Source organism: Psychrobacter sp. Marseille-P5312, assembly GCF_900291405.1.
Lineage (GTDB): Bacteria > Pseudomonadota > Gammaproteobacteria > Pseudomonadales > Moraxellaceae > Psychrobacter > Psychrobacter celer.
In genome coordinates this window covers 1,286,392-1,299,342 of the sequence record NZ_OLML01000001.1, presented here as the reverse complement: position 1 = coordinate 1,299,342, position 12,951 = coordinate 1,286,392, and the positions used below count along the sequence as shown (strand labels likewise).

7 protein-coding genes and 1 pseudogene are annotated in these 12,951 nt (G+C 39.4%); 6 read left to right on the top strand and 2 right to left on the bottom strand.

Going from position 1 to position 12,951, the window contains the following annotated elements:
* Positions 1-6: 6 nt before the first annotated feature.
* Both C6W44_RS05605 and C6W44_RS05600 read right to left on the bottom strand, forming a co-directional pair.
* Positions 7-3,549 carry a glycosyltransferase gene (locus C6W44_RS05605; protein ID WP_105244572.1) on the bottom strand — a complete coding sequence of 1,181 codons (3,543 nt, stop codon included), beginning with the start codon at positions 3,547-3,549 and terminating at the stop codon, positions 7-9.
* 78 nt (positions 3,550-3,627) lie between these two features.
* The gene (locus tag C6W44_RS05600; RefSeq protein WP_105244571.1) at positions 3,628-5,061 is read right to left on the bottom strand and encodes a mannose-1-phosphate guanylyltransferase/mannose-6-phosphate isomerase; all 1,434 of its coding nucleotides are present in this window, start codon (positions 5,059-5,061) and stop codon (positions 3,628-3,630) included.
* Positions 5,062-5,337: 276 nt separating this feature from the next.
* On the opposite strand from C6W44_RS05600, the gene C6W44_RS05595 reads away from it, so the two are divergent.
* From C6W44_RS05595 to C6W44_RS05570, 6 genes and pseudogenes are all read left to right on the top strand, one after another.
* Positions 5,338-5,778 (top strand): transposase family protein, encoded by a 441-nt coding sequence (locus C6W44_RS05595; protein ID WP_105244570.1) that lies wholly within the window; start codon positions 5,338-5,340, stop codon positions 5,776-5,778.
* An 8-nt stretch (positions 5,779-5,786) separates the two neighbouring features.
* Positions 5,787-6,170: pseudogene (locus C6W44_RS05590) on the top strand (transposase family protein); the annotation flags it as partial.
* 233 nt (positions 6,171-6,403) lie between these two features.
* Complete coding sequence (locus C6W44_RS13380; protein ID WP_158676697.1) at positions 6,404-7,195, top strand: sulfotransferase family 2 domain-containing protein; 792 nt, start codon at positions 6,404-6,406, stop codon at positions 7,193-7,195.
* 55 nt (positions 7,196-7,250) lie between these two features.
* The gene (locus C6W44_RS05580) at positions 7,251-10,940 is read left to right on the top strand and encodes a rhamnan synthesis F family protein (RefSeq protein WP_105244567.1); all 3,690 of its coding nucleotides are present in this window, start codon (positions 7,251-7,253) and stop codon (positions 10,938-10,940) included.
* Positions 10,940-11,899, top strand: coding sequence for a hypothetical protein (locus C6W44_RS05575; RefSeq protein ID WP_105244566.1), 960 nt, complete (start codon positions 10,940-10,942; stop codon positions 11,897-11,899). Before C6W44_RS05580 ends, C6W44_RS05575 begins: the two co-directional genes overlap by 1 nt.
* Before the next feature lies 1 nt (position 11,900).
* The gene (locus C6W44_RS05570; RefSeq protein WP_105244565.1) at positions 11,901-12,902 is read left to right on the top strand and encodes a hypothetical protein; all 1,002 of its coding nucleotides are present in this window, start codon (positions 11,901-11,903) and stop codon (positions 12,900-12,902) included.
* Positions 12,903-12,951 lie beyond the last annotated feature (49 nt).

Below are 12,951 nucleotides of genomic sequence, written 5' to 3'. Positions count from 1 at the left end.
ACAACTTCAACCTTTGAAAACGCTTTTCTGCCCATCTATAAATCCTAGAATTCTCGCTTCATTAATTTGCATTCTATTTTCTATAGTGGCTTCATCCCACCCCACTGACTCACCATACTGCCTATCTCTTTGATTCAAATCAGAGATAGTATCATTTACTGTATTTTCATTTACCATCTCATAACCAAAGTAACTAGCAAAAAACTCTGCTTCTTCAGAAGCACGTTTGCGCGTTTCTTCATAATCGAAGTCATGGGAATGATAAACCGTTGCAGCCTTAGAATATAGTTTTTCATAACCTGCATCAGTTACGAGCTTGGCCCAAGCCTGATCCTCACCAAAAGGCACTTCTGGATAAGGAATTTTTTCCCATACAGATTTACGCATGCAAGAGTTATTGTCAGAGTAGAAATGCAGAACCTGACGCCAACCTCTATCCTCACTGTTATATTTCTCTTCGTCAGTATACTTGCTGAGATTTATAGGGAAATTATCAAATCCATTAAAATGATCGATTAAATCTTTTTTAGTATACGGATCAGCGTCGTTATAAGCGAAGTGTCTACCAAAAGCACCTGCCGCATCTGGATAATGCTCTAACAGCGAAACAATATTGTAAAGCCAAAATTCATCCGCCGGTAATGCATCATGCGTTAATACCGCAACAAACTCCCCTCGAGTATGCTCAATAGCATAGTTCCTCGTTCTTCCATGCTGAAAGTCTTTAGAGTCAATATGCAACAATTTAACTTCTGGATAGTTATGAATATACTCTATTGTTCCATCTTTAGAGCCACTATCGACGATGACCACTTCATAAGGCCAAGGGGCTCTTTGTTTCATCAAAGCATCTAGTACGTGCTTAAACGGCTCACCACCATTGTAGGTTGGTATAATCACAGAAGCTTTAATCTCAGAAGGTGAGACTTCATATTCAACCGACTTAAACCCCTTTTTAGCTAATCGCTCAAGAATGCCCTGTTCCACAATTCTGGCAGATTTCTCCCAACTAAACTGATTCACCCACTCAGTCGCTCTTTCAGCCATCGCATTTAACTCTTCATATTTAAATAGAAGAGACTTTATTTGCTCAGCCATTATCCTGGGATTTGGGTTCAAAAACTTAACAATATCTTCATTAAAAATTGCACGTGTACTTTCGGTATCCAGCTCACACACTGGTATGCCACATGCCATCATTTCTTGAGGAATTAAGGAGTAGTTGGTCGCTGAGAACACAATGCCTAAATCACAGTCTTTATAGAACTCTGCTAATTGATTTGGTGATACCACTCCGTGATCTACTAGCTTAAAAGGAGCTGAGTTAGTTTTTAAAGGCGCACCAAAAGTATGCACCTCTATTGGTAAGCCCCACTTTCCTAATTGCTCTAGAGCTAATAAACCAAGTTCCACTGCTCGTCTTTCCGTGAAGTGACGCGCATAGAAAGCAATCTTGAATACTTCATTTGAGTTTTGTCTAGTGATATTGTCTTGGTTATATATTTCCTTATCATATGCAAGATGAAACGGAGTAGCCCATAAATTATGTTTCGTCTGCATAAGCTGTGACAGCCAAGGACTTGCGCAGATACAATCCACATCGTGGTTATAACTTTGTAAAGCAGCTAACTTTAAGGAGCCCATAGCATAAAATTCTGGCTCATAATCTTGTACAAAATAGAAACGTCTTTTAAAGTTACTAGCACTGGTCACGTAGTTCATAGAACCCCAGTCTGTAGCAAATATAGCGTCCCCTTCAGCCTGATCAAATCCATTTTCAACAATTTTAACCTCTGCTTTTATTTGTTGAAAATGCTTAACTATAGTTTCATAGCCCTCAACACCTGACTGATTCATGCTTGGATTATATATCCAAATTGTGCAAGTATGCCCAAATATCTCCAACCATCGTATGGTTCGAAATATTGTCATATGCCCACCTGCGCCTTTAGCAAAGTCAGGTATAACCCAGTGAATGTTTAGTCTATTGCTATAGAACTCTTGCGAAGTAGGGTTTAGAGGCTTCTCAATAGTATCAAGAAAACTTCTTAATGCAGGGTTATCAACTAATTTTGCCGTCTTGTCTTTCTTAAGCGTTTGATTTGCATCACCTGTAAAGGCTATTGGCTTAAAGCCTTGCTTCCTACCTATGGTTAGAAAATGCTCCAAAGCTGAAATCTCTATGTTTTGTAAATCATAATGATTCAGATAAGCTTTGCTATCAAACTCAGGCGAAGTTGCATTGCCCTCAGAGAACCCTTCCATAAGGTAATGAAATAAAGGTGATTGCTCATCATCTAAAGAGTACTGTTTTTTATACCAAATTGGATTGAAATAAGGGTTAGGCTTCCTCCCTTCTTTTTCTCCAAATGTAGAATAGTGTTTTACAGTATCAAGACCCATATCACGTAAATCTTCATTAACTGCATTGTACCATTCAGCAATAAACAATGGTGACTCACTAAAAAGATTTATTTTATCAGTTCTTCCACCAACACTAGAGAATGATACCCTTCCTTCTGAACGACCTATCTTAATATAATGAGCTAACGGCTCAACTCCTTCTTTTGCAACGTCTTTGTATGCAAGTAAGTACTTATTAACGTCAAACTGAAGACTTGGATTAAAAGCTTGATTTCTCCAGTTCTTAAGGTAATGCACCAACGGAATTTGGCTATCTATTAAGGAGTAGTTTTCTTTATACCACTCCTGATTAAACAGTTCATTTGGACTGTGATTTTCATAAACACCAAATATACTAAAATGCATCAATGCATCAACAGAATCGCGCAAGTCTGGATAGTGATTTATGTACCACTCTTTGTCGAATAATCCAGACACGTAAACTTCATAGCATTTCTGTATATCATTAAGCTCATTATAATCAATCAAATTAAGCCTATGTGGTAACTTCATAAGAGCAGTGAACCACTCTTCTTGATTAAACTCCTTCATTTTTCCTTTGACTGCTAATAACTGCTTACATGGTGCTAAATACAAAAGCGTGCCTAACTCACAAAAATGTTCCCAAGATTTTTCGACGGGAACACCATAAGTGTTGCCATACCATTCCGCATCAAAATAAGGGTTTTTAGCTATCTTTTGGTCTACTGCATGAACTAAAGTTATAAATTCATCTTTAACCCCAAGTGACACCTTCGAGTTATTATTAGGTAGGCTTTTTAATAACAGCTGGTGTTTATTTAATATTTCAAGCTTTTCAGCAGTGTATTCCACCTCATCTAAAGAGCTTAGTAAAGCTAATGAGATAGAGTTTGTTGGTTTACGCTTCTCTACAATGCCATATTGCAAGTAATGGAGAAGTGGGTTTATACCAACTTTGGCAACATCGTCATTTTCAGATAAATAGTAGCTAGTATCAAACCATATGCTCGGATCTTTAGACTCACGAAAACCAGTCTCCAAGTAATGCTGAACTAGATCTACCTCTGGTAAACTACTCTCGTCAAACTGAGTTAGATAGTACTGTTCATCAAACGCACCTATCGACTTGATAAACTCTACCTGTGCAACTATCTTCTTTTTCAAAACGAACCACCTTCTCAACTAATTTTTTAATTTTAAGAGCTATCTACATACTAATTACTAAGCCTTTACTTACTTTTTTTAACGCCCATACTCATCACTAAAGCGAACAATATCATCCTCTCCCAAATACGCACCTGATTGAACTTCAATAATTTCTAACGGTACTTTCCCTGGATTCTCTAAACTGTGAATCTCGCCCACTGCTATATAGATAGATTCGTTTTCACGCAATAGGTGTGATGTTAAGTTGTCTTTATCCTGACCTTTGTAGACTAAAGCAGTCCCACCCACCACAACCCAGTGCTCCGCACGGTGATAATGCATTTGGACAGAAAGCTTTTCGCCAGGTTTGACGGTTATACGCTTTACCTGATAGCGCTCGCCACTATCTACTCCATCAAACTTCCCCCACGGGCGATGAACTTCTCGATGGTAAATATATTCAGAACGTTTCTCTTGCTTTAATGTATCCACTAAATCTTTCACTTCTTGAGCACAGTCAAGACTAGCTACTAACAAAGCATCGTCTGTCTCAATAATAGCCACATTATCAAGGCCAATTGTTGCAACCAGCTTCTTATTTTCTGTACGAATAATACTATTGGTGGTTTTTATTGTCAGCGCATCAGCATCTATGACATTGCCATTACTGTCTTTATCACGATAATCCCAAATAGCATTCCATGACCCAAGGTCATTCCACTGCACATCCAGTTGAGCAACCAACCCCTTATCAGTATGTTCCATGATGGCATAATCAAGCGAGTCCTCTGGACATTTGGCAAATGCTTCTGGATCTACATCATAAAAGGGTGGTTTTTTCGATTTTGCTTGATAGGCGGCCTTACAAGCACGAACAATCTCAGGTTGGTATTGCTCCATCTCCGCTAATAACGACGTTGCTCTAAACATGAATATGCCACTATTCCACAGATAGTCGCCCTGCGCCAGATAATCCTTTGCTTTATCTATATCAGGCTTCTCAACAAATTTACTAATAGCTCGAAGTCTGTCCTGTTCCTCGCCATTAATTGACTCACCCATTTTAATATAACCATAACCAGTTTCTGGTTGAGTTGGAGTGATACCAAAGGTGATGATATGTCCCTCAATAGCAAAAGGTAGGCTTTCCTCTATACTGCTTATTAAGTCATCAACACGTGCTATAGCATGATCCGAAGGGGATAAAAGCAAGACACCATCATCATGGTGTTCTATGACATGCAGAGCAGCAAGCAAAGCTGCGGGAGCGGTGTTTTTACCGACTGGCTCTAGAATAATATCAGCATCTATATCAACATCGCTAAGGCTGTCAGCCACCAAAAACTTATGGCCCTCACTACACAGTAAGATATTCCCCGAAATATCAAGAGCATCTAATCGCATAAGTGTATCTGCTAACATCGTTTTCTCATTAGCTAACGGAAAAAACTGCTTAGGATAGGCTTTGCGTGATAAAGGCCAAAGGCGACTACCAACACCACCTGCCATTATTGCGTGAAATAATTTCATAAATAACTCCATAGCATAATAGCTATTCTTGAAAGACAGGGCTCTACATAATCGGCTTAAAAATGTTCGATAACACTCAGTTTTAGCAAACCATCCTTATAATTTTTATATACTGGAAAGAAGGTTTTTTAATTCATAAAACCTGATTAGTTATGAAGATAAAATAGTAACCTTTTATTTTCTCAAAAGCGTAACATTAAAAACCAATCAATAGACCTCTTGCAAAAGTAGCAAAGGGAATTAAAATAAGAAGACACTCATAACTTTTTAGGAACCATGCCAAACATAGATAAGCTACTCAAACAAAGTGACGCTGGTTTTAAACGCTATACTGGCATTCATAAAGCCACCTTCTATGACATGCTTGAGGCCATACAAGAGCATGAAGCATCTAAGACCAAATCAGGCAGACCAAGTGTGCTCAGTCTTAAGGAGCAGATACTACTAGCCCTGACTTATTGGCGTGAATACCGCACGCTTTATCATATCAGTATGGACTTTGGTATTCATGAGTCTTCTGCTAGCCGTATCATTCGTAAAGTAGAAGACACACTGATTGACTCTGGCAAGTTTGAATTGCCTAAAAAGCTGCCCAGTCGTGTCGATGAGGACATCAATTGGTCAGTCGTCATCGTCGATGCCACCGAAACCCCAATTGAGCGTCCAAAAAAAACCAAAGCGACTACTACAGCGGCAAGAAAAAACAACACACCTTAAAAGCGCAGGTTATCGTCCATTGGCAAACCGGCTTGATACTTGATGTGCAAACCTGTAAAGGGTCAATCCACGATTTTAAGCTGTATAAAGATACTTGTCCTGATTGGTTACCTGAGAATACTAACTATCTAGCAGACAGTGGTTATCAGGGTATAGCAAATCTACATAAGCAAACCTTCACACCATTTAAGAAACCTCGTGGTGGTCAGTTATTGGAGATATGCAAACAGGCCAATCACTATCTGGCAAAGTTCCGTATTGTGGTTGAACACAAAATAGGCTTAATAAAGTTGTTTAAAATCGTGGCTCATAAATATCGCAACCGTCGTCAGCGCTATGATCTTAGAATGAAGCTGTTTGCTGGTATCATTAATTTCGAGCTAAAACTATGACTTTTGCAAGAGGTCTAATTAAACGATTTATCTCACACTAGTTATAAAGGCTGATAACTACAGCCTGTCATTCAAATCACTTAACAAATCAAACACCAGCAACATGCCCGCTTTCTATCGTGGCTACAATCAGCCATATCGAATCTGATAAGGGTCTACAGCAAGGCTTATCTAAACTCATCGTCCTATGATATATTACTCGAACTAAATTGTGGTTATGTTACGGGCGCACTATGACTGATTCAAACTTACATCATGTTTTATTACATTTACATATTTTTAAAAACGCTGGAACGACATTCGATCGTGCTTTGCTTAAATTATTTAATGACAAGATGACTGCTTATGATACCGAAGATCCTGGTGCCAGAATCAGCATTGAGCACTTGACGGAAATACAAAGAGCTAATCCCTCTTCTAACGTTATTACCTCTCATCAAGTGGGGCTTCCCGCACCAGTCTATTCAAACGTTGTCTTTCATCCCGTTTTTTTCTTACGCAACCCCGTTGAGCGAATTCAATCATGCTACCATTTTGAGAAAGACGTACAGAAGTTAATGGGTGACGATGTCACCATGGAGATGTATGTGCGCCGCAATCTCAACAACCCCAAAATCAATGCCTGTTTTGGTATACAGTTGGCAACTATAGCAGACAGTCGATATATTATAAACTGGAATCGCGATGAGCTAACTGGCGTAGTAGTGAACAGTGCACTACATAATATGCAGACGGCCCGCTGTTTTGGTCTTGTTGACCGTTTTGATGAGTCATTTGAGTTTATTTGTCACCGTCTAAAAAACTATTTCCCGGAGCTTAGACAACCCATAACACCGACCCAACAAAATATTTCAGAAGCATCAAAAAATATCAGTGACAAGACCAAATATGTTCAAGAAAGCCTATCTCCACAAACCTATGCTGAAATGTTAGCAGCTTTGCAACCAGAGATTACGCTGTATGAAACAGCTCAAAGAGTTTTTGAGAACCGATACAAACAATATTTGCAACAAATACGTGCCTAGCTCACAATCAACTACTCAATTATCAAACACCTAGAAATGGAAGGGTTCATCTGATATGCCTGCCTATAAATATAACAAACTAACCAAGTTTCAACTAGATTTGGTTCGCAAAATAAAAAACTCAAATCTATTTAACGAGCGTTGGTATAAGACCCACTACCCAGATGTGGTGGAAGGCAAGCTCCACCCTATAACACACTATGTTCTACACGGTGATGCTGAAGGCCGTGACCCTAGTCCCCACTTTAATACCAAGTCTTATAGGGATAGCACAGGCATAGCTGAAGATGTTAACAGTTTGTATCATTATTTAACTCACCCAGATAATAAGCCGTTTGTCGTTGAAAGCTTATTAGCAGTTACAGACCGAAACCTACGACTGCTCAAACATAGTGAGTTATTTGATGCGATGTTTTATACACGCACCTACCCGGATGTTACGGATGCATCCATCGATCCAGCACTACATTACTTACATAACGGTTGGAAAGAGGGGCGCAACCCATCTAAGAAATTTGATACTGGGTTCTACTTATCGACATATCCAGATGTCCAAAAATCTGGGATGAATCCTCTCATACATTATCTCCGCTATGGGATTCATGAGAGTAGACAAATATCTTCTGCCATATACCATCAAAACACATCGGCTCTTTCTGACTCACTAAGAGAAGATTATTTGTTGGTCAAAAATAGCAATACCTTTGATCCTCATTTTTATTTAAAAAAGTACCCCGACATTCTGAATGCGGGAGTGGACCCTTTAACACATTATTTGAAGTTTGGAGCCAATGAAAATAGGGATCCTAGTGAGCGATTTAATACTCGCTTCTATAAAGCACAAATGACCCAAGCAGAGATTTTAGAGATCAATCCACTAGTTCACTACCTGCGAGTTGGTCGGGCTAAGGGTTATTCTATTAATGCCCTAAGCCAGACCATCCCTCCGGCTTTAGCAACAGGTAAATTTTTTGACTCCACAGCTCAACCGTCTTCTCCAGGCAGTATTGCCGTTATGGTGCATATGTATTATGCAGAACTGAGTGATATATTTTCTGAATATTTGAATAATATCCCATATCCTTTTGACCTCTTAGTATCAACTGATACAGAAGAAAAAGCCGCTCTTTTACAAGAGACCCTAAGTCATATCAATAATTTAGACAAATTGAGCATTAAAGTGCTGCCTAACCGTGGACGTGATATTGCCCCTATGGTTATTGGTTTTGGTCAAGAACTACTCAACTATGATTTTGCGTTGCACCTTCATTCTAAAAAAAGCCCGTATGGTAGTGCTTTATCGGGATGGCTTGAGTATAGTTTAGAAAATTTGCTACACAGCCCTGTGTATATCAGCCATCTACTACACAGAATGCAAGATAAAACCAAAAATCTTGGCGCTTTAATGCCTCTTCCTTTCCCTGCTGTCGTTGAGCATATGCACTGGGAAAGTATGCTAGATTATGGCAAAAAAACTCTCGAAAAATTAGAAATAAGCGAAGACATACTCAATCGCTTTGAACTACATTTTCCCGCTGGTTCAATGTTTTGGTTTAAACCACAGGCACTAGCACCCTTATTTTCAGGAAAGTTAAGTCTGCAAGACTTTGAGCCAGAAGATGGACAGATGAATGCGACGCTCGCACATGTCATAGAAAGACTGTTTCTATATATTGCTGCAGATAGTGGTTATGATTTCGAGACCATCCGTCCTGCCAGTCCTTTTGAAGGCAGCATACCGTTCCTAATCGCGAACCAGCCTGATAGCACTTATGACATTGCGTATCAAGAAAAGCCACTGGTCTCGATTGTGGTTCCTGTTTATAACGAGTGGTCTTATACCTCGGACTGCTTGGCCTCGATTCTTGCCTTTACCAATCAAGAGGAAACCCCCTTTGAAATCATATTAGCAGATGACTGTTCAACCGATGAGACCATCAATGCTAAAGAGCACTTTAAAAACCTTGTTATATCGCGTACACCCAAAAACTTAGGTTTTTCTGGTAACTGTAACTTAGCAGCAAGCAAAGCACGTGGCAAATACATTATATTCTTAAACAATGACACCCAAGTTCAGCCTCACTGGTTATCAAGCCTCACTGCGGTTTATGAAAAATACCCAGAAACACTGATTACAGGGTCGAAGCTAATTTATGCTGATGGTAGCCTACAAGAAGCTGGCGGCATTGTTTGGAATAATGCAGGCGGAGCAAATTATGGGCGTAATGACGGCGTGCCCAGCAAACCTGAGTACTGCTATATAAAGCCTAGCGACTATATCTCTGGCGCTGCATTAATGGTCACTAGTGATTTTTGGAAGCAAGTTGGCGGCTTTGACAAACTATTTGAACCTGCTTATTACGAAGATACAGATTTATGTATGCAGGCAAGAGAAAATGGTGGCAAAGTGATGCTACAACCTGCATCTCAAGTCATTCATTTCGAAGGAAAATCTCATGGGACAGATACCAGCTCAGGTATCAAGGCCTATCAGGTGACCAACAAACAGAACTTCTTTGAGAAATGGAAAGAGGTTCTAGAACGTGAGCATACTACGGGAGAGCGCATATTAAATGCTCGAGAGCGCAGTATGGACAAGCCAGTGATTGCAATCATTGATTATCTACTACCTGAATACGATCGTCATGCCGGCGCTAGACATACTTTTAATTATATTGAGCTGTTGCTTGATAAAGGGTATGTTGTGAAATACCTCGCCTGTAAAGTAGAGAACTTAAGGCAACTACAACTTGCACGTGAACTCGAGCAGATGGGTATAGAAACATTCTATCCACCAGCACTCGGTGTTGAGTACGACTGGAACAACTGGCTCATTGGTACCAAAGGTTATATAGATGCCGTCATTTTGAACCGTCCACATGTGGCTGCTGCTCATTTAACAACGTGTCAAAAACATGATATACCAATGCTATATTTTGTGCACGACATCCACTCACTCCGTGAATATCGACAAGCACTTAATGCAGGGAATAATGAGCTTGCTGAGCTTACTAAGAAGAATGAGCCTAATGAAGTTAATTTGATCGCGAGTATGGATTTTGCTTTCACGCCAAGCGAATACGAAAAGCAATATTTAATTGATAACTATCAACTTGATAATGTCGGCGTCTTACCACTATATATTAGTAAAGATATGAGCCAGATCCCAACATATCAGAAGGCGCCTGTTAGCCACGAGTTGACTTTTGTGGGTGGCATGAACCACAAACCAAACCAAGAGGCGGTTATTTGGTTAATAGAGTCTATCTTGCCTCATATCAAAGACGATAGTATCATGCTCAACATTGTTGGCCCTAACCCAACCGATGAGATATACAAACTTAGTGAGCGACATAATAACGTCATTGTCCATGGCGCTGTTTCTGATGCCGAATTAGATGCTATTTACCATCGTAGCCGCGCCATTGCCATACCATTGCTATCAGGCGCAGGTGTTAAGGGCAAAGTAATTGAAGGCTTTAAAAACGGTATTCCTATTATATCGACAACAATAGGATTAGAAGGCATTCGCGATGTAGACAGCATCCTATCAGCCTATGATAGCCCAAAATCATTTGCTGAAAAGGTTGATCATATCATGCAACTGACTGATGAACAGTGGTTATCGGATTCAAAGCGCATGCAAGATTTTTATCGCACCAACTACTCTTTTGACGCAGGTTGGTCAGCGCTGTTAAAAGGTTTGAATAAGATATCCTTATCTTCTCAAGAAAAAGGACTGTAATGAAAAAAGTCATACTGCATATTGGTCGTCACAAATCTGGTACCTCTTCTCTTCAAGGTTTCTTGCATGCAAATAGAGGTGCTTTAAGAGACATGGGGATTTTGTATCCTAGTACAGGGCGAGGCAAGCAAGTTGCCCATCATCGTCTTGCCCATTTTCTTGAGAGACCACAGCCAGAGAGTAAGGATTTCGAACAACTAAAAGCTCAACTGAAGCAGGAGTCTGAAGGCTTTGATACGATCATCATAAGTAGCGAAGCTTTTCAAAACTGCAGAAATCTAAAGGCTCTTCGTAACTTTTTTAGTGACTACCACCTACATGTTGTCGTCTATTTTCGTGAGATATTGGATTATCTACAAAGCGCTTACGCCCAAAGAGTCCAAAACACCAATGAATCTAGAGGCTTTGAGGCTTATGCTGAACAAACGAAGCTGAATTATCATGCATTTTATGATAGATGGGAAGCAATAGCTGATACCATATCAGTGCACTACTTTCATAGAAGTGCTTTGAAAAATCAGGATATTATTGATGACTTTCTTGTTGTTTCAGGACTAGATATATCAAAGGATCATAACAAGTTCCATCAACCAGAAGCTGATTCTAACCCCTCTATTGGCGGTAATCTGTTGTATTTTAAGCTCTTATACAACCGACTTGGCTATGAGTCAGATAAACGTCTATATAGACGTCTGTCCGAAATCGCAACAACAAATACGAAGCGCTTTGCGAACGGCTTTTATATTGATGACATCACCGCATCAAACATTCGTAAATTATATGAAGATAATAATCAGTTCTTGGTCAATCATTGCGATATGCTAATAATGAGAGATTTCAATCTTAAGCCAAAGTGTCCAGAAATGACCACTCTTGATGAAGACTTAAATACAATTCTTCAGTTTATGCCCGAGAAAAGTATTACATTAAGTGAGTTAACTGATGAGAAGGCTAAATAACATGTCAATGCAGTCTAATCTTTCGGATATAGTCTTAACTAAGAAGAACATCACTCGCCCAGGATTTGCTAATCTAGCCTTTCAAGAGGTAAAGAAATTTGCAGAAGGCAGACCTATTTTTGACAGATTCAATAATATCGTTGATGATTTGGTTGAAAACAACCTGTCATATCCTGAATCTGAAGACATACTCATCACCAAATTAAAAGAGTATATCTCTACTTCTAAACCTTTTTCACTGATTAGGCTTGGTGATGGAGAGGGGAATGTACTATTTTGGCACTATAACTCTCTCAACTACCCCTACTTAGCAAGTTATTGTATGTTTCATATCTTAGATATGATGTTTGGAGATAACGCACCGAGTGCAGACCAGTGGGATACTTTTTCAGAGTATTTAGTCAAAGCAATATTAAATGCAGATTTTATTGGTCTACCAACTCGCATTCAGCATGATCAACAATTCCAGAACATTGAGACTTTGTCTAAACCAGAGCTAAAGCTTCGAGGAGCTACTGGTGTTGTTGGTGTAAGATCATCTCTGACTCACCTATCAGCATATGCTCTTTCACAAAAAAACTTATGCCAATGGCATATACATAAACAAATAGCATCAGCTCTTCCTGATTTATTAAGATATGCTGACAAAATATCTGTGATAACGTGCTACCCTGAGCTGCTACCTACTATTGAAAAAGCCTTTAGTGTTAATCCAGGAAAGACAGTTTTAATACCCCCTCAAGCTTTAAATATCAGTTCAACCCCTGAGCATACTCACTACCCTACTCGGTTTGAAGAAATAATTAACAGCGACCTTATCAATAATGTAGATAATGGAGAGCTTTTTTTAGTTAGTGCAGGATTGTTAGGCAAGTATTATTGCTCAATAATCAAAGACCAGGGCGGTATGGCAATAGACATAGGAAGCCTGGCTGACGTTTGGCTTGGACTATCAGTTAGGAACTACCACAAAAGCAGTTTTATCGCAGCAAACAAAATTTAATCGACGTGATTATAACTATAACGTACCCAACACTCACCTATAATACCTC

Coding starts and splice junctions, on each gene's coding strand:
- C6W44_RS05570 (WP_105244565.1), top strand. CDS start 11,901: ATGTCAATGCAGTCTAATCTTTCGGATATAGTCTTAACTAAGAAGAAC.
- C6W44_RS05600 (WP_105244571.1), bottom strand. CDS start 5,061: ATGAAATTATTTCACGCAATAATGGCAGGTGGTGTTGGTAGTCGCCTT.
- C6W44_RS05580 (WP_105244567.1), top strand. CDS start 7,251: ATGCCTGCCTATAAATATAACAAACTAACCAAGTTTCAACTAGATTTG.
- C6W44_RS13380 (WP_158676697.1), top strand. CDS start 6,404: ATGACTGATTCAAACTTACATCATGTTTTATTACATTTACATATTTTT.
- C6W44_RS05595 (WP_105244570.1), top strand. CDS start 5,338: ATGCCAAACATAGATAAGCTACTCAAACAAAGTGACGCTGGTTTTAAA.
- C6W44_RS05575 (WP_105244566.1), top strand. CDS start 10,940: ATGAAAAAAGTCATACTGCATATTGGTCGTCACAAATCTGGTACCTCT.